The sequence below is a fragment of the Pseudomonas sp. MF6396 genome (genome assembly GCF_002018915.1).
Lineage (GTDB): Bacteria > Pseudomonadota > Gammaproteobacteria > Pseudomonadales > Pseudomonadaceae > Aquipseudomonas > Aquipseudomonas palmensis.
This window is the reverse complement of sequence record NZ_MVOK01000004.1, coordinates 41,337-58,367: the sequence shown is the minus strand read 5'-3', so window position 1 is coordinate 58,367 and position 17,031 is coordinate 41,337. Positions and strand designations below refer to the sequence as shown.

Here is a 17,031-nt window from a genome sequence, read left to right as displayed (position 1 = left end):
GGATGGGGTAGAAAAAACCCACGCAGTTTACAGGGAGAGTGAAGCGCTAGCGAGCAATAGGACATGCTCGCCCGATCAGACGACACATCGGCCCGAAGGTTCACGCCCCCGGGCCCGATGCCAGGCGCCTACTCCAGCGCGTTCCAGATCTCCCCGGCGTATTCGCGAATGGTGCGGTCCGACGAGAACCAGCCCATGCGCGCGGTATTGAGCACGGCCGAGCGCCACCACTGCTGGGGGTCGTGCCACAGCTCCTCGACGCGGCGCTGGGCCTCCCAGTAGGCATCGAAGTCGGCGCACACCAGGAAGCGGTCGTACGGCACCAGTGAATCGATCAGCCCCACGTAGCGCGCCGGGTCGTCCGGCGAGAACACCCCGCCGCGGATCGCCTGGAGCACGTCGTTGAGCCGGTACGAGGCGCCGATGGCGGAGCTGGCACCGAAATCGCCGCTGCGCTTGCGCGCCTCCACCTGCTGGGAGGTCAGGCCGAAGATGAACATGTGCTCGGCCCCCACCTGCTCGCACATCTCGACGTTGGCGCCGTCCAGGGTGCCGATGGTCAGCGCGCCATTGAGGCCGAACTTCATGTTGCTGGTGCCCGAAGCCTCGTAGCCGGCGGTGGAGATCTGCTCGGACAGGTCCGCCGCCGGGATGATGCTCTCGGCCAGGCTCACGTTGTAGTTGGGCAGGAACACCACCTTGAGCAGCCCGCGCACGGTCGGGTCGTTGTTGACCACCCTGGCGATGTCGTTGGCCAGCTTGATGATCAGCTTGGCCTGGTGATAGCTGGCGGCGGCCTTGCCGGCGAAGATCTTCACCCGCGGCGCCCAGTGCGTGCCCGGCTCGGCGCGGATCGCCTGGTACAGCGCCACGGTATGCAGCAGGTTGAGCAACTGGCGCTTGTATTCGTGGATACGCTTGACCTGCACATCGAACATCGCCTCGGGGTCGACCGTGATGCCCAGGCGCTCCTGGATCAGGTTGGCCAGGGCCTTCTTGCTGTGCAGGCGCTGCTGGGCGAAGGCCTTGCGAAACGCCGGCTTGTCGGCGAACGGTTCGAGGCGCCGCAGGTGCTTCTCGGGGTCGTCCAGCACCTCGGGCCCCAGCGCCTCCACCAGCATGCGGGTGAGCGGCGGGTTGGCCTGGTACAGCCAGCGGCGGAAGGTGATGCCGTTGGTCTTGTTGTTGATCCGCTCGGGGTAGAGCTTGTGCAGTTCGGCGAACACGGTGCTGCGCATCAGCTTGGTGTGCAGCCCCGACACGCCGTTGACGCTGTGCGACCCGAGGAACGCCAGGTTGCCCATGCGCACCCGCCGGCCGTTGTCCTCCTCGATCAGCGACACCGCGCGCAGCACGTCGAAGTCATGGATGCCCTTGGCCCGCAGCGCGTCGATATGAAAGGCGTTGATCAGGTAGATGATCTGCATGTGGCGCGGCAGCATGCGCTCCATCAGCCCCACCGACCAGGTTTCCAGCGCCTCGGGCAGCAGGGTGTGGTTGGTGTAGGCCAGGGTGTCGACGGTGAGCTGCCAGGCGGTGTCCCACGGCAGTTCGTGCTGGTCCACCAGCAGGCGCATCAGCTCGGCCACGGCAATCGAGGGGTGGGTGTCGTTGAGCTGGATGGCGGCCTTTTCGTGCAGGTTGAGCAGCGTGGGGTTCATGTTCAGGTGGCGGCGCAGCAGGTCCTGCAGCGAGGCCGAGACGAAGAAGTACTCCTGGCGCAGGCGCAGCTCCTGGCCGGCCTCGGTGCTGTCGGCCGGGTACAGTACCCGCGAGATGCTCTCGGCGCGGGCCACTTCGGCTACCGCGCCCAGGTGGTCGCCGGCATTGAAACGCTCCAGGTGCAGCTCTTCCAGGGCCCGTGCGCGCCACAGGCGCAGGGTATTGACGCTGGCACCACGCCAGCCCACCACGGGCGTGTCGTAGGCCACCGCACGCACCGTTTCGGCCGGCCACCACACCTGGCGCGGCTGGCCGGATTCGTCGTGCCGGGTCTCGACGCTGCCGCCGAAACTGATCGGGTAGATCACCTCGGCACGCTCGAACTCCCAGGGGTTGCCGAAATCCAGCCAGTTTTCGGTCTGCTCCTGCTGCCAGCCGTCGACCACGGCCTGGCGAAACAGCCCGTGCTCATAGCGGATACCGTAGCCGTGGGCGGCAATGCCCAGGGTCGACATGCTCTCCATGAAGCACGCCGCCAGGCGCCCGAGGCCGCCGTTGCCCAGCGCCGCATCGGGTTCGAGCAGGCGGATGCGCTCCAGGTCCACGTCCAGCCCGGTCATTGCTTCACGGGCGATGTCCAGCAGGCCGAGGTTGCTCAGGCTGTCGTACAGCAGGCGGCCGATGAGAAATTCGAGGGAGAGGTAATAGACGCGCTTCTGGCTCTTGCGGTAGATCTGCCGCGTGTGGTCCATCCAGTGGTCGACCATGTGGTCGCGGGCGGCCAGGGCAATGGCCTCGAACCAGTCGTGGTCGAAGGCGTGCTCGGGGTCCTTGCCGACGGCATAGGTCAGTTTTTCCAGTACAGCGGTGCGAAAGGCAGCCACCTGTGCGTCACGTGCGAGTGGTTCCTGAGACATACGACGTCCTCGGGCAAGTTGACGAATGCGGATGGGGATTTCTCAGCCTAGACGGTTCGACCGGGCGCGGTAGCGCGGGTTCGTTTGTTTCTGTGCAAAAGCGGTACCGGGTTGGCACGAACCCGGCAAATGGTTGTTCACATTTTGACCAACTCCGGTATGATCGCGCGCCCACCCGACCATCTGAAAAACCGAACCTGATGAAACCGACCCTGATTGCCGCCGCCGAACTCGACCGCCTGGATACCTGGCAGAGGTATTCCAGCCACATGTGCGGGGGCTGCATGTCCAGTTGCTGCACCTTGCCGGTGGAGGTCAAGCTCACGGATCTGATCCGCATTGGCGTGGTGGACGAATTCGAACGGGGCGAGCCGCCCAAGAACATCGCCAAGCGCCTGCAGAAGGATGGGATCGTCGAGCGCTTCAACCAGAAGTCCGGGATCTTCACCTTGCAGCGCATGAGCAACGACGATTGCCTGTACCTGGACCGCAAGACGCGGTTCTGCACCATTTACGACAAGCGCCCCGACACCTGCCGCAACCACCCAAGGATCGGCCCGCGGCCGGGGTACTGCGCGTACAAGCCAAAGCCCGTGGCCCGCTGAAAAGCATCGCGGGTCAAGCCCGCTCCCACAAGGTTGTGCATTTACCTGTGGGAGCGGGCTTGACCCGCGATTCGGCCAGCGCAAGTTTCAGGCCTTGCACAAACAAAAACGCCCCCGGCCTTTCGACCGGGGGCGTTTTCATTCAGCCTGAGCTAACTCAGTTCTTGGCTTTCTTGGCAGCGCGGGTACGCTCGCCTTCGTCCAGGATCTTCTTGCGCAGACGGATCGACTTGGGGGTGACTTCGCACAGCTCGTCGTCCTGGATGAATTCCAGGGCCTGTTCCAGGGTGAAGCGAACAGGTGGTACCAGAGCGATGGTTTCGTCTTTGCCCGAAGCACGCATGTTGTCGAGCTTCTTGCCCTTGGTAGGGTTGACGCCCAGGTCGTTGTCACGGCTGTTCAGACCGACGATCTGACCGTTGTAGATCTCCTGGCCGTGCTCGACGAACAGCTTGCCGCGCGCCTGCAGGGTTTCCAGCGAGTAGGTCAGCGCCTTGCCGGTCTCTACCGATACCAGTACGCCGTTCTGACGGCCGGACATGTGGCCGGACTTCATTGGCGCGTAGCGATCGAAGATCGAGGTCAGGATGCCTGCACCGTTGGTCAGGGTCAGGAACTGGTTGCGGAAACCGATCAGACCACGGGCTGGAATGTTGTATTCCAGACGTACACGGCCCTTGCCATCCGGCACCATGTTGGTCAGGTCGCCTTTACGCAGGCCCATTTCTTCCATGACCTTGCCCTGCGAATCTTCAGGGATGTCGATGGTGACGTTCTCGAACGGCTCGTGCTTGGCACCGTCGATTTCGCGGATGATCACTTCCGGACGACCAACACCCATTTCGAAGCCTTCGCGACGCATGGTTTCGATCAGTACCGACAGGTGCAGCTCACCACGGCCCGATACCTTGAACTTGTCGGCCGAGTCGCCTTCTTCAACGCGCAGTGCAACGTTGTACAGCAGCTCCTTGTCCAGACGCTCCTTGATGTTGCGGCTGGTGACGAACTTGCCTTCCTTACCGCAGAACGGCGAGTCGTTGACCTGGAAGGTCATCGAAACGGTCGGCTCGTCGACGGTCAGCGGCTTCATCGCCTCGACTGCGTCCGGGGAGCACAGGGTGTCGGAGATGAACAGCTCGTCGAAACCGCTGATGCAGACGATGTCGCCAGCCTGGGCTTCTTCGACGTCGACGCGGTGCAGGCCGTGGTGACCCATCAGCTTGAGGATACGACCGTTGCGGCGCTTGCCGTCAACGTCGATGGCCACAACCGGGGTATTCGGCTTGACGCGACCACGGGCGATGCGGCCAACACCGATCACGCCCAGGAAGCTGTTGTAGTCCAGTGCCGAGATCTGCATCTGGAACGGACCGTCGCGGTCGACGCTTGGCGCTGGCACGTTGTCGACGATCGACTGGTACAGCGGGGTCATGTCTTCGGCCATTTCGGTGTGGTCCAGACCGGCAATGCCGTTCAGGGCCGAGGCGTAGACGACCTTGAAGTCCAGCTGTTCGTCGGTGGCACCCAGGTTGTCGAACAGGTCGAAGATCTGGTCCAGAACCCAGTCAGGACGCGCGCCCGGACGGTCGACCTTGTTGATCACCACGATCGGACGCAGGCCGGCTTCGAAAGCCTTCTTGGTCACGAAACGGGTTTGCGGCATAGGGCCGTCCTGGGCGTCTACCAGCAGCAGCACGGAGTCGACCATCGACATCACACGCTCTACTTCACCACCGAAGTCGGCGTGGCCCGGGGTGTCCACGATGTTGATGTGGTAGCCGTTCCAGTTGATGGCGGTGTTTTTCGCCAGAATGGTAATGCCGCGCTCTTTTTCCTGGTCGTTGGAGTCCATCACGCGCTCGTCGTTGAGCTCGTTGCGCTCCAGGGTGCCGGACTGACGCAGCAGTTTGTCTACCAGGGTGGTCTTGCCATGGTCAACGTGGGCGATGATGGCGATGTTGCGTAGATTTTCGATCACTTGTGTATCTCGATCAGAGGATTCGGGTTGCCGCCCAGTCTAGGCGGCGAATGTGAATGAACGGCGCTCAACGGGCTCGTCGGTCGGGAGGGCGATGGCGGATACTGCCGCCATACAACCCCGGCATCTTATGTCGGACGATAAACGCGCACATTGGCATGCCCCTCACTCAGTAGATGGTGGGCATGCAGGCGACTCATCACTCCCTTGTCGCAATACAGCAAGTACTGGCGCGTGGGGTCCAGCTCCTTGAAGCGACTGTTGAGGGCGTAGAACGGCAAGGCCTTGACCTCGATGCCGTCCAGTTCCAGAGGCTGGTCTTCCTGGGCGTCGGGGTGACGAATGTCGATCACCACCTGCCCGGCCAGCGCCTGGCTGACTTCTTCGATCTGGATATCCTGGCCCAGTTCATCGATCACGTGGTCGATGGACACCAGGCGGGCGCGTTCCAGGGCGCGCTCGAGCACGGCCATGTCGAACTGCTTCTCTTCATGGTCGACGCGGTGACGCTTGGCACAGGTGGTCGGGTTCACCGAGATCACGCCGCAGTACTCGGGCATGTGCTTGGCGAACTCGGCGGTGCCGATTTCATTGGCCTGGTCGATGATGTCCTGCTTGTGGCTGGCCAGCAGCGGGCGCAGCACCAGCTTCTCGGTGGCCGAGTCGATCACCGCCAGGTTGGGCAATGTCTGGCTGGACACCTGGGAAATCGCCTCGCCGGTGACCAGCGCGTCGATCTGCAGGCGGTCGGCGATGTTGGTGGCGGCGCGCAGCATCATGCGCTTGAGGGTCACGCCCATGTAGCTGTTGTCGACCTTGCCGAGGATCTCGCCCACCACCTCTTCGAACGGCACGCTGACGAACAGCACGCGCTGGCTGCTGCCGTACTTCTTCCACAGGTAGTGCGCGACTTCCATCACGCCCAGCTCGTGGGCACGGCCGCCCAGGTTGAAGAAGCAGAAGTGGGTCATCAGGCCGCGGCGCATCATCTGGTAGGCCGCCACGGTGGAGTCGAAGCCGCCGGACATCAGCACCAGGGTCTGCTCCAGCGCGCCCAGCGGGTAGCCGCCGATGCCCTTGTGCTGGTTGTGGATCACGTACAGGCGCTTGTCGCGGATCTCGATGCGCACTTCCACTTCGGGGTTGCGCAGGTCGATGCCGGCGGCGCCGCACTGCTGGCGCAGCTGGCTGCCGACATAGCGGTCGACGTCCATCGAGCTGAAATCATGGTGGCCGCCGCGCTTGCAGCGCACGGCAAAGTGCTTGCCGGCCAGCAGGTGGCCGAAATGCGTCTTGCACTTGGCGACGATATCGTCGAAGTCGCCCAGCGGGTACTCATCGACCTGGAGGAAATGCGCGATGCCCGGCATGCAGCTCAGGCGCTCGGTCATTTCGCGCAGCACCTTCTCGTCGTCCAGGCGGGTGACCACCTCCAGATTGTCCCAGACACCATCGACCGCGAGCGCAGGATCCAGGTCCTTGAGCACGGTGCGGATGTTGCGGCCCAGTTGACGGATGAAGCGCTTTCGAACCGGGCGGCTCTTGATGGTGATCTCTGGAAAGACTTTGACGATTAGTTTCATGAAAACAGCGCGCGCGTGGCCAGCCGAAAAAGAAGGGGCGCGGATTATAGCGGAATTCGCTCAAGCTTTGAGCAACTTTTGTACAGAAGGTTTCACGCGCACCATTTTGGGTCACTCAAACGAAAAAACGCCTCCTAAGAGTGCAGGAAAAACCCCTGAAGCGCCGTTGGCACCCGTAAACGCGTGAGAATGGGGCGAAAAACCCAACTCGGGGCACTGGCATGCAATTTGCTCCCTTGTGAGGCAGGTTGCCTTGGCCGACTATTCGCGCCCGGCATCACCCAAATTACAAGGGCTGCACAGGCACGCTCTACCCCACCCGGAGGACACCATGTCGAAGTCGGTTCAACTCATCAAAGATCATGACGTTAAATGGATTGATCTGCGCTTCACTGACACCAAGGGCACCCAGCACCACGTCACCATGCCAGCCCGTGACGCGCTGGAAGACGACTTCTTCGAAGCCGGCAAGATGTTCGACGGTTCCTCCATCGCTGGCTGGAAAGGCATCGAAGCCTCCGACATGATCCTGATGCCGGACGACTCCACCGCCGTGCTCGACCCGTTCACCGAAGAGCCGACCCTGATCCTGGTCTGCGACATCATCGAACCGTCGACCATGCAAGGCTACGACCGCGACCCGCGCGCCATCGCCAAGCAGGCCGAAGAGTTCCTGCGCTCCACCGGCATCGGCGACACCGTATTCGCAGGCCCTGAGCCTGAGTTCTTCATCTTCGACGAAGTGAAGTTCAAGTCCGACATTTCGGGCTCGATGTTCAAGATCTACTCCGAGCAGGGCTCGTGGATGTCCGACCAGGACGTGGAAGGTGGCAACAAGGGCCACCGTCCAGGCGTCAAGGGCGGCTACTTCCCGGTTCCGCCGTTCGACCACGACCACGAGATCCGTACTGCCATGTGCAACGCACTGGAAGAAATGGGCCAGGTCGTCGAAGTGCACCACCACGAAGTGGCGACTGCCGGTCAGAACGAAATCGGCGTCAAGTTCAACACCCTGGTGAAAAAAGCTGACGAAGTTCAGACCCTGAAATACGTCGTGCACAACGTTGCCGACGCCTATGGCCGCACCGCTACCTTCATGCCAAAACCGCTGTACGGCGACAACGGCTCGGGCATGCACGTGCACATGTCGATCTGGAAAGACGGCAAGAACACCTTCGCCGGCGAAGGCTATGCCGGCCTGTCCGATACCGCCCTGTACTTCATCGGCGGCATCATCAAGCACGGCAAGGCCCTGAACGGCTTCACCAACCCGTCGACCAACTCCTACAAGCGTCTGGTCCCGGGCTTCGAAGCCCCGGTCATGCTGGCCTACTCGGCACGCAACCGTTCTGCCTCGATCCGCATTCCTTACGTGTCGAGCCCCAAGGCCCGCCGTATCGAAGCGCGCTTCCCGGACCCGGCGGCCAACCCGTACCTGGCCTTCGCTGCGCTGCTGATGGCCGGCCTGGACGGCATCCAGAACAAGATCCACCCAGGCGATGCCGCCGACAAGAACCTGTACGACCTGCCGCCTGAAGAGGCCAAAGAGATCCCGCAGGTCTGTGGCAGCCTGAAGGAAGCCCTGGAAGAGCTGGACAAGGGCCGTGCGTTCCTGACCAAGGGCGGCGTGTTCTCCGACGAGTTCATCGATGCCTACATCGCCCTGAAAAGCGAAGAAGAAATCAAGGTGCGCACCTTCGTACACCCACTGGAATACGAGCTGTACTACAGCTGCTAAGCCAGTGACGCTCGCTCACGCGGCGTAACGAGAGAGGCCTCCCATTCGGGAGGCCTTTTTTTTGCGCTGACTTCATCGCGGGTCAAGCCCGCTGCCACAAACCAGTGGGAGCGGGCTTGACCCGCGATGAAGTCAGCAGTGCTCTACAATGGTGCACAAGGCAGCGCTACCCCTGCACCAACAGCCCATTTTGGTTCAAAAACAGCCTGCAACCTGTTAACCCAGTCATTTTTTGCGCAGCCAAGGCCCGGTTTCAGGGAATTGCGCTTCTTTTCGGAGCCTTGGTTTGGTTCTTGCATTTTCCTGGCATCAGCCGATTACCAGCGCGCGCCACCCTGGCCCCGATCAGGGCGGTACTGTGCCAAAAGAGGTCAACGACGCCCCATGACCATCAGCGATGCACTGCACCGACTGCTACTGGACAACCTGACCACTGCCACCATTCTGCTCAATGCCGAATTGCGCCTGGAGTACATGAACCCGGCAGCGGAAATGCTCCTGGCCATCAGCGGCCAGCGCAGCCACGGGCAGTTCATCAGCGAGCTGTTCACCGAATCGACCGAAGCGCTCAACTCGCTGCGCCAGGCCGTAGAGCACGCGCACCCGTTCACCAAGCGCGAAGCCATGCTCACCGCCCTCACCGGCCAGACCCTGACCGTCGACTACGCCGTCACCCCGATCCTCAACCACGGCCGCACCCTGCTGCTGCTCGAAGTGCACCCGCGCGACCGCCTGCTGCGCATCACCAAGGAAGAGGCGCAGCTGTCCAAGCAGGAAACCACCAAGATGCTGGTGCGCGGCATGGCCCACGAAATCAAGAACCCGCTGGGCGGCATCCGTGGCGCCGCGCAGCTGCTGGCCCGCGAACTGCCCGACAACGGCCTCAAGGACTACACCAACGTCATCATCGAAGAGGCCGACCGCCTGCGTAACCTGGTCGACCGCATGCTCGGCTCCAACAAACTGCCGTCGCTGGCCATGACCAACATCCACGAAGTGCTCGAGCGCGTGTGCAGCCTGGTGGAGGCCGAAAGCCAGGGCGGCATCACCCTGGTGCGCGACTACGACCCGAGCCTGCCCGACGTGCTGGTGGACCGCGAGCAGATGATCCAGGCCGTGCTCAACATCGTGCGCAACGCCATGCAGGCCATCAGCGGGCAGAACGAACTGCGCCTGGGCCGCATCACCCTGCGCAGCCGCGCCATGCGCCAGTTCACCATCGGCCACACCCGCCACCGCCTGGTGGCGCGCATCGAAATCATCGACAACGGCCCGGGTATCCCCGCGGAACTGCAGGACACCCTCTTCTATCCCATGGTCAGCGGTCGCCCGGACGGTACCGGGCTGGGCCTGGCCATCACCCAGAACATCATCAGCCAGCACCAGGGCCTGATCGAATGTGACAGCCACCCTGGCCACACCACCTTCTCGATCTTCCTGCCGCTGGAACAAGGAGCCACTTCTTCATGAGCCGAAGCGAAACCGTCTGGATCGTCGACGACGACCGCTCCATCCGTTGGGTCCTGGAAAAAGCCCTGCAACAGGAAGGCATGACCACCCAGAGCTTCGACAGTGCCGATGGGGTCATGAGCCGCCTGGCCCGCCAGCAGCCGGACGTGATCATCTCCGACATTCGCATGCCCGGTGCCAGCGGCCTGGACCTGCTGGCGCAGATCCGCGAGCAGCACCCGCGTCTGCCGGTGATCATCATGACCGCGCACTCGGACCTGGACAGCGCCGTGGCCTCGTACCAGGGCGGCGCGTTCGAGTACCTGCCCAAGCCATTCGACGTGGACGAGGCGGTGTCGCTGGTCAAGCGCGCCAACCAGCACGCCCAGGAACAGCAGGGCATGGCCGAGCCCCAGGCGCTGACCCGCACCCCGGAAATCATCGGCGAAGCGCCGGCCATGCAGGAGGTGTTTCGCGCCATCGGCCGGCTCAGCCATTCCAACATCACCGTGCTGATCAACGGCGAATCGGGCACCGGCAAGGAGTTGGTGGCCCACGCCCTGCACCGTCACAGCCCGCGCGCCGCCTCGCCGTTCATCGCACTGAACATGGCGGCGATCCCCAAGGACCTGATGGAGTCCGAACTGTTCGGCCATGAAAAGGGCGCGTTCACCGGCGCGGCCAACCTGCGCCGCGGGCGTTTCGAGCAGGCCGACGGCGGCACGCTGTTTCTCGACGAGATCGGCGACATGCCGGCCGACACCCAGACCCGCCTGCTGCGCGTGCTGGCCGATGGCGAGTTCTACCGGGTGGGCGGGCATGTGCCGGTGAAGGTGGACGTGCGCATCATTGCCGCCACCCACCAGAACCTGGAAACCCTGGTGCAGGCCGGCAAGTTCCGTGAAGACCTGTTCCACCGCCTGAACGTGATCCGCATCCACATCCCGCGCCTGGCCGACCGCCGCGAAGACATCCCGACCCTGGCCCGGCACTTTCTGGGGCGTGCGGCGCAGGAGCTGTCGGTGGAGCCCAAGCTGCTCAAGCCGGAGACCGAGGAGTTCATACGCAACCTGCCGTGGCCGGGCAACGTGCGCCAGCTGGAGAACACCTGCCGCTGGATCACGGTGATGGCCTCGGGGCGCGAGGTGCATATCGGCGACTTGCCGCCGGAGCTGCTGAACCTGCCGCAGGACGCGGCGCCGGTGACCAACTGGGAGCAGGCGCTGCGCCAGTGGGCCGACCAGGCGCTGAGCCGTGGCCAGTCGAACCTGCTGGACAGCGCAGTGCCGAGTTTCGAGCGGATCATGATCGAGACGGCGCTCAAGCACACCGCCGGGCGGCGGCGCGATGCAGCGGTGCTGCTGGGCTGGGGGCGCAACACCCTGACGCGCAAGATCAAGGAACTGGGCATGAAGGTCGACGGCGGGGACGACGAGGGCGACGACGAGGCATGACTCAGGGGCCTCTTCGCCGGCAAGGCCGGCTCCTACAAACGCCGCCATACCTGTAGGAGCCGGCCTTGCCGGCAAAGGGCTTGCCCCATTGCTGCACCATGCCTGCCCCCGCTGCACCGCCTGAAGGCAAAAACACCCCTCACAACCGCATCAAACCCTGCAAAACCCCTGGTTCCATTGCCCCAGGCCAACTTGGCACACCCCCTGCATATACCTAAGCACAACCCAGTTTTGGGGACCTTGGTACAGGCAGGCCGGGGAATCCCCTCTTTTATTCGTGCAGTTTCACCTGCACCCTCCAGCGGCCCTGCAGCGGCTCGCCGGCCCAGTCGCCGCGCAGCGGCCGGGCCGCCACCAGGCTCAGCAACAGGCCCTGGTCGCTGTTCTGCAGGCGCCAGCTCACGGGCTTGCCCGCCAACTGCAACTGACCCTTCTGGCTCCGCCCACTGGCCTGGAACACCAACGCCAGCGTGCCCTCGACCTCCTCGCCATGCAGTTGCGGCTCTTCGTTGAACCACAGGTTCAGGCCATCGGCCACCACCTCCACCCGCTCCAGTACCCGTGGTTCAGGCGCGGTGAGGCGGCCGATCATCAGGCCCACCAGCATGCCGAACAGGGCCATGGAGAACAGCACCCGCGGCCACAGTTTCGAACGCGGGTCCGGTTCGGGGGTAGAATGCTCGTCATCTTTATGCTCGGAGCCGTGCATGTTTCACGTCATCCTTTTTCAACCGGAAATTCCACCGAATACCGGCAACATTATACGGCTGTGCGCCAACAGCGGCTGCCAGCTGCACCTGATCGACCCGATCGGCTTCGAACTGGACGACAAGCGCCTGCGCCGTGCGGGCCTGGATTACCACGAGTACGCCACCCTCAAGCGCCACAGCGACCTGCCCAGCTGCCTCGAGAGCCTGGGCAACCCGCGCCTGTTCGCCTTCACCACCAAGGGCTCGCGGCCGTTTCACGACGTGGCCTTCGCCCCCGGCGACGCCTTTCTGTTCGGCCCTGAAAGCCGTGGCCTGCCGCCCGAAGTGCTCGACCCGCTGGGCAGCGACCAGCGCCTGCGCCTGCCCATGCGTGAAGGCTGCCGCAGCCTGAACCTGTCCAACACCGTGGCCGTGGCGGTGTACGAAGCCTGGCGCCAGCAAGGTTTTGCCTGAGGCATGAAAAAAGCGCCCCGAAGGGCGCTTTCAACGTACCGCAGTCAGCTTACTGCAGCGAAGGCGCTTCGCCTGCTTCCTGCATGCGCTGCATCTCTTGCGCGTACAGGGCATCGAAGTTCACCGGCGACAGCATCAGGGCCGGGAACGAACCACGGGTCACCAGGTTGTCCAGCGCTTCACGCGCATACGGGAACAGGATGTTCGGGCAGAACGCGCCCAGGGTGTGGCTCATCGAAGCCGGGTCGAGGTTCTTGATCAGGAAGATACCCGCCTGCTGAACTTCGGCGATGAAGGCAACCTCTTCACCGTTCTTGACCGTGACCGACAGGGTCAGCACGACCTCGTGGAAGTCGCCTTCCAGGCCTTTCTGCTTGGTGTTCAGGTCCAGCGCGACGCTCGGTTCCCACTGCTGGCGGAAGATCGCCGGGCTTTTCGGCGCTTCGAACGACAGGTCACGCACATAGATGCGCTGCAGGGAGAATTGCGGGGAGCTTTCGTCGGCTGCCGCAGCGCCGTTGTTCTGTTCTTCAGTCATGACAGATCCTTCTTTGCAGGGTCTTGTAGGGAATTCAGGCCTTGAGCAGCGCGTCGAGCTTGCCGGCGCGCTCAAGGGCAAACAGGTCGTCGCAACCGCCGACGTGGGTGCTGCCGATCCAGATCTGCGGCACCGAGGTGCGGCCGGCCTTCTGGCTCATCTCTGCGCGCAGCTGGGGCTTGCCATCGACCTTGATCTCTTCGAAGGCCACACCTTTGCTGGACAGCAGCTGCTTGGCACGCGAGCAGTAAGGGCAGTAGTCGCTGGAGTAGACGATGACGTTGCTCATGTCACTTCACCAGCGGCAGGTTGTCGGCCTTCCAGCTCGACACACCGCCCGACAGCTTGGCGGCGTTGAAGCCGGCCTTGAGCAGGTCGCGGCACACGGCGCCGGCATGCTGGCCCAGGTTGTCGACCACGATCAGGGTCTTGGTCGCCTTGTGCTTTTCCAGCTCGCCGATACGCGCGGCGAACTTGTCCTGCGGGATGTTCAGCGCACCGACGATGTGCCCGGCGGAGAACTCCTTGCTGGCACGGATATCGATGACCAGGCCCTTGTCGGCGTTGACCAGCGCGGTCAGTTCGCCGTTGCTCAGGCTGCGGCCGCCCTTGCGCGCTTCGGTGACGATCAGCAGGACCAGCAGAACGACGAAGATACCAACCAGCAGATAGTGAGATGTCGCGAATTCGATCAGGTGAGCAACCATCAGAGGGTTCCGGGCCGTTAAAAATGATGGGCAGTATACACAGCACCCAAGGCCGGCCAAAGCCCACCGGCACTGGTTGTCGACAGTAATTCTCATTGCCGGGCTGCTACCCGTCGGGCGGCAATGGCGGGCGCGCAAGGTTAATTCGTCACTGCTGACCAATTTGCCCTAAAATGCGGGTCTTTATCACCTGACAAAAGCGCGAGTGGGATAGATGACTAGCACGCCAAAACCCTTGGTCCTGATCATCCTGGATGGTTTCGGTCACAGCGAAAGCCACGAATACAACGCCATCTATTCGGCCACCACGCCGGTTTACGACCGCCTGCGCGCCACCCAGCCGCACGGCCTGATCTCGGGCTCGGGCATGGACGTGGGCCTGCCCGACGGGCAGATGGGCAACTCCGAAGTCGGCCACATGAACCTGGGTGCAGGGCGCGTGGTGTACCAGGATTTCACCCGCGTGACCAAGGCCATCAAGGATGGCGAGTTCTTCCAGAACCCGGTGCTGTGCGACGCCGTGGACAAGGCTGCCGGTGCCGGCAAGGCCGTGCACATCCTCGGCCTGCTGTCCGACGGTGGCGTGCACAGCCACCAGGACCACCTGGTGGCCATGGCCGAACTGGCCGCGCAACGTGGCGCCGAGAAGATCTACCTGCACGCCTTCCTCGACGGCCGCGACACCCCGCCCAAGAGCGCACAGTCTTCCATCGAACTGCTCGACGCCACCTTCGCCCGCCTGGGCAAGGGCCGCATCGCCAGCCTCATCGGCCGTTATTTCGCGATGGACCGCGACAACCGCTGGGACCGTGTCAGCGCCGCCTACAACCTGATCGTCGACAGCACCGCCGAATTCAGCGCCAGCACCGCCACCGCCGGCCTTGAAGCCGCCTATGCACGCGGCGAGAGCGACGAGTTCGTCAAGGCCACCCGCGTGGGCGAGGCCGTCAGGGTCGAGGACGGCGACGCGGTGATCTTCATGAACTTTCGCGCCGACCGCGCCCGCGAGCTGTCGCGGGTATTCGTCGAGCCGGACTTCAACGAGTTCCCGCGGGCACGCCTGCCCAAGCTGGCCGCCTACATCGGCCTGACCCAGTACTCGGCCAAGATCGCCGCCCCGGCGGCGTTCGCCCCAGGCAGCCTGAACAACGTACTGGGCGAGTACCTGGCCAAGAAGGGCAAGACCCAGCTGCGCATCGCCGAAACCGAAAAGTACGCCCACGTCACCTTCTTCTTCTCCGGCGGGCGCGAAGAACCGTTCGAAGGCGAAGAGCGCATCCTGATCCCGTCGCCGAAGGTCGCCACCTACGACCTGCAGCCGGAAATGAGCGCGCCGGAGGTCACCGACCGCATCGTCGAGGCCATCGAACAGCAGCGCTATGACGTGATCGTGGTCAACTACGCCAACGGCGACATGGTCGGCCACAGCGGCGTGTTCGACGCTGCGGTCAAGGCCGTGGAGGCCCTGGACCTGTGCGTGGGCCGCATCGTCGAGGCCCTCGACAAGGTGGGTGGCGAAGCGCTGATCACCGCCGACCACGGCAACGTCGAGCAGATGGAAGACGAGTGCACCGGCCAGGCCCACACCGCCCACACCACCGAGCCGGTGCCGTTCATCTATGTCGGCAAGCGCAACCTCAAGGTGCGTGAAGGCGGCGTGCTGGCAGACGTGGCGCCGACCATGCTCAAGCTGCTGGGCCTGGAAAAACCGGCCGAAATGACCGGTACTTCGATTCTCGTAGACGTCTGAACTGCACGCCCCACGCTGCACGGTTCAAGCTGCAGGAGCCAGCGCCACGTGCGCTGCGCCTCTTGCGGCGTGCAGCTTGAAACAGGCAGCTGAATCGCATCCCGCTTGAAGGTCGTTTTTTTTGATCGCCATGGCGGGCATACTAGGCCAGTCTCCATCCTGGGTTCCGCCTACTCCATGCTTCGCGCACTTATCCTCATAGCCCTGACCTGCCTGTTCGGCCCGGCATTCGCCGACGAGCGCGCGCAAACCCAGCAGCAACTGGACGCCACGCGCCAGGACATTGCCGAGCTGAAAAAACTGCTTGGCCAGTTGCAGCAGGAAAAGTCCGGCGTGCAGAAAGACCTGCGCGGCACCGAAACCGAAATCGGCAAGCTGCAAAAGCAGGTGGAGGCCCTGCAGCAGGAACTAAAAAAGACTGAAGGCGAGCTGGAGCGCCTCGACAAAGAGAAAAAAAAACTCCAGAGCGCCCGCGTTGAACAGCAACGCCTGATCGCCATCCAGGCCCGTTCGGCCTACCAGAACGGTCGCGAGGAATACCTCAAGCTGCTGCTAAACCAGCAGAACCCCGAGAAGTTCGCGCGCACCCTCACCTATTACGACTACCTGAGCCAGGCCCGCCTGGAGCAGCTGCGCAGCTTCAACGAGACCCTGCGCCAGCTGGCCAATGTGGAAAAGGACATCGCCCTGCAGCAGGCCCAGTTGCTGGCCCAGCAAGGCACCCTCGAAACCCAGCGCCAGGACCTGGAAAAGGTCCGCGCCGAGCGCCAGCAGGTGCTGGCCAAGCTCAACAGCGACGTCAAGGCGCGCGACCAGAAGCTGGCCGCCCGCGAACAGGACCAGGCCGACCTCGCCCAGGTGCTCAAGACCATCGAGCAGACCCTGGCACGCCAGGCGCGCGAAGCCGAAGAGGCACGTCAGCGCGCCCTGCTGGCCGCGCAGGAAGCCGAGAAGCAGCGCCAGCGCGAAGCCCTGGCCGCCAACCAGGACGCCACCCCGAAAAAGCCCAGGGCAGTGCCCGGGCCGCTGGTTTCCAGCGACGGCGCCACCTTCGGCGGCGCTTTTTCTGCAGCACGGGGCAAACTTCCATGGCCGGTCAATGGTCGATTGCTGGCACGTTTTGGTGAAACCCGCGGCGACGACTCGCGAGCCAAGTGGGACGGGGTGATGATCAGCGCCTCCGCCGGCAGCCAGGTACATGCGGTGCATGGCGGGCGCGTGGTGTTCGCCGACTGGTTGCGCGGCGCCGGACTTCTGGTCATTCTCGACCATGGCAACGGCTACCTGAGCCTGTACGGGCACAACCAGAGCCTGCTCAAGAATGCCGGCGACGTGGTCAAGTCGGGCGAGGCGATCTCCACCGTCGGCAACAGCGGCGGCCAGGACACCGCCGCCCTGTACTTCGCGATTCGCCAGCAAGGCCGCCCGAGCGACCCGACACAATGGTGCCGTGCCCAGGGATAGGGGCACATCGTTCATTTCACGCT

Annotated in this window: 14 protein-coding genes; 7 read left to right on the top strand and 7 right to left on the bottom strand. The window is 63.4% G+C overall.

Annotated elements, in window-relative coordinates:
- Window positions 1–128: 128 nt before the first annotated feature.
- Window positions 129–2,579, bottom strand: coding sequence for a glycogen/starch/alpha-glucan phosphorylase (locus tag MF6396_RS05110; protein ID WP_058541651.1), 2,451 nt, complete (start codon window positions 2,577–2,579; stop codon window positions 129–131).
- 200 nt (window positions 2,580–2,779) lie between these two features.
- Between MF6396_RS05110 and MF6396_RS05105 the strand changes: the two genes are divergently transcribed.
- Entirely contained in the window at window positions 2,780–3,184 is a 405-nt protein-coding gene (locus MF6396_RS05105) for a YkgJ family cysteine cluster protein (RefSeq protein ID WP_043862189.1), read from the top strand.
- 157 nt (window positions 3,185–3,341) lie between these two features.
- Here MF6396_RS05105 and typA read toward each other — a convergent pair whose 3' ends face one another.
- Entirely contained in the window at window positions 3,342–5,162 is a 1,821-nt protein-coding gene (gene typA, locus MF6396_RS05100; RefSeq protein WP_043862190.1) for a translational GTPase TypA, read from the bottom strand.
- Between the two features lie 128 nt (window positions 5,163–5,290).
- A complete protein-coding gene (gene thiI, locus MF6396_RS05095; protein WP_043862191.1) occupies window positions 5,291–6,745 on the bottom strand; it encodes a tRNA uracil 4-sulfurtransferase ThiI in 1,455 nt (484 codons plus the stop codon).
- Between the two features lie 331 nt (window positions 6,746–7,076).
- Here thiI and glnA point away from each other — a divergent pair, with 331 nt between their 5' ends.
- The 3 genes from glnA (at window position 7,077) to ntrC (ending at window position 11,386) form a co-directional block, all read left to right on the top strand.
- A complete protein-coding gene (gene glnA / locus MF6396_RS05090; protein ID WP_043862192.1) occupies window positions 7,077–8,483 on the top strand; it encodes a glutamate--ammonia ligase in 1,407 nt (468 codons plus the stop codon).
- Window positions 8,484–8,867: 384 nt separating this feature from the next.
- Window positions 8,868–9,953, top strand: coding sequence for a nitrogen regulation protein NR(II) (gene glnL / locus MF6396_RS05085; protein ID WP_043862193.1), 1,086 nt, complete (start codon window positions 8,868–8,870; stop codon window positions 9,951–9,953).
- A complete protein-coding gene (ntrC, locus tag MF6396_RS05080) occupies window positions 9,950–11,386 on the top strand; it encodes a nitrogen regulation protein NR(I) (RefSeq protein ID WP_058541652.1) in 1,437 nt (478 codons plus the stop codon). Before glnL ends, ntrC begins: the two co-directional genes overlap by 4 nt.
- Window positions 11,387–11,657: 271 nt before the next feature.
- Here ntrC and MF6396_RS05075 read toward each other — a convergent pair whose 3' ends face one another.
- Window positions 11,658–12,095 (bottom strand): hypothetical protein, encoded by a 438-nt coding sequence (locus MF6396_RS05075; protein WP_043862195.1) that lies wholly within the window; start codon window positions 12,093–12,095, stop codon window positions 11,658–11,660.
- Here MF6396_RS05075 and MF6396_RS05070 point away from each other — a divergent pair.
- Window positions 12,094–12,549 carry a tRNA (cytidine(34)-2'-O)-methyltransferase gene (locus MF6396_RS05070; RefSeq protein ID WP_043862196.1) on the top strand — a complete coding sequence of 152 codons (456 nt, stop codon included), beginning with the start codon at window positions 12,094–12,096 and terminating at the stop codon, window positions 12,547–12,549. The genes MF6396_RS05075 and MF6396_RS05070 overlap by 2 nt on opposite strands.
- A 49-nt stretch (window positions 12,550–12,598) precedes the next feature.
- Here MF6396_RS05070 and secB read toward each other — a convergent pair whose 3' ends face one another.
- From secB to MF6396_RS05055, 3 genes are read right to left on the bottom strand one after another with little or no spacing between them, the layout of a single operon-like run.
- Window positions 12,599–13,087 (bottom strand): protein-export chaperone SecB, encoded by a 489-nt coding sequence (secB, locus tag MF6396_RS05065; protein WP_043862197.1) that lies wholly within the window; start codon window positions 13,085–13,087, stop codon window positions 12,599–12,601.
- Between the two features lie 34 nt (window positions 13,088–13,121).
- A complete protein-coding gene (grxC, locus tag MF6396_RS05060; protein ID WP_043862198.1) occupies window positions 13,122–13,376 on the bottom strand; it encodes a glutaredoxin 3 in 255 nt (84 codons plus the stop codon).
- A 1-nt stretch (window position 13,377) separates the two neighbouring features.
- Window positions 13,378–13,794, bottom strand: coding sequence for a rhodanese-like domain-containing protein (locus tag MF6396_RS05055; protein WP_043862199.1), 417 nt, complete (start codon window positions 13,792–13,794; stop codon window positions 13,378–13,380).
- Between the two features lie 214 nt (window positions 13,795–14,008).
- Between MF6396_RS05055 and gpmI the strand changes: the two genes are divergently transcribed.
- On the top strand, window positions 14,009–15,544 hold the full coding sequence (gene gpmI, locus MF6396_RS05050) for a 2,3-bisphosphoglycerate-independent phosphoglycerate mutase (protein ID WP_078479830.1): 1,536 nt from the start codon (window positions 14,009–14,011) through the stop codon (window positions 15,542–15,544).
- A 177-nt stretch (window positions 15,545–15,721) separates the two neighbouring features.
- Window positions 15,722–17,008: a murein hydrolase activator EnvC family protein gene (locus tag MF6396_RS05045; RefSeq protein WP_043862201.1), complete on the top strand. Its 1,287-nt coding sequence runs from the start codon at window positions 15,722–15,724 to the stop codon at window positions 17,006–17,008.
- The last annotated feature ends 23 nt before the right edge of the window (window positions 17,009–17,031 follow it).

What these genes read in the sequence shown, in the direction of transcription:
- MF6396_RS05110 (WP_058541651.1), bottom strand. Translation starts at nt 2,579, where the DNA reads ATGTCTCAGGAACCACTCGCACGTGACGCACAGGTGGCTGCCTTTCGC.
- MF6396_RS05105 (WP_043862189.1), top strand. Translation starts at nt 2,780, where the DNA reads ATGAAACCGACCCTGATTGCCGCCGCCGAACTCGACCGCCTGGATACC.
- thiI (WP_043862191.1), bottom strand. Translation starts at nt 6,745, where the DNA reads ATGAAACTAATCGTCAAAGTCTTTCCAGAGATCACCATCAAGAGCCGC.
- glnA (WP_043862192.1), top strand. Translation starts at nt 7,077, where the DNA reads ATGTCGAAGTCGGTTCAACTCATCAAAGATCATGACGTTAAATGGATT.
- glnL (WP_043862193.1), top strand. Translation starts at nt 8,868, where the DNA reads ATGACCATCAGCGATGCACTGCACCGACTGCTACTGGACAACCTGACC.
- ntrC (WP_058541652.1), top strand. Translation starts at nt 9,950, where the DNA reads ATGAGCCGAAGCGAAACCGTCTGGATCGTCGACGACGACCGCTCCATC.
- MF6396_RS05070 (WP_043862196.1), top strand. Translation starts at nt 12,094, where the DNA reads ATGTTTCACGTCATCCTTTTTCAACCGGAAATTCCACCGAATACCGGC.
- MF6396_RS05075 (WP_043862195.1), bottom strand. Translation starts at nt 12,095, where the DNA reads ATGCACGGCTCCGAGCATAAAGATGACGAGCATTCTACCCCCGAACCG.
- secB (WP_043862197.1), bottom strand. Translation starts at nt 13,087, where the DNA reads ATGACTGAAGAACAGAACAACGGCGCTGCGGCAGCCGACGAAAGCTCC.
- grxC (WP_043862198.1), bottom strand. Translation starts at nt 13,376, where the DNA reads ATGAGCAACGTCATCGTCTACTCCAGCGACTACTGCCCTTACTGCTCG.
- MF6396_RS05055 (WP_043862199.1), bottom strand. Translation starts at nt 13,794, where the DNA reads ATGGTTGCTCACCTGATCGAATTCGCGACATCTCACTATCTGCTGGTT.
- gpmI (WP_078479830.1), top strand. Translation starts at nt 14,009, where the DNA reads ATGACTAGCACGCCAAAACCCTTGGTCCTGATCATCCTGGATGGTTTC.
- MF6396_RS05045 (WP_043862201.1), top strand. Translation starts at nt 15,722, where the DNA reads ATGCTTCGCGCACTTATCCTCATAGCCCTGACCTGCCTGTTCGGCCCG.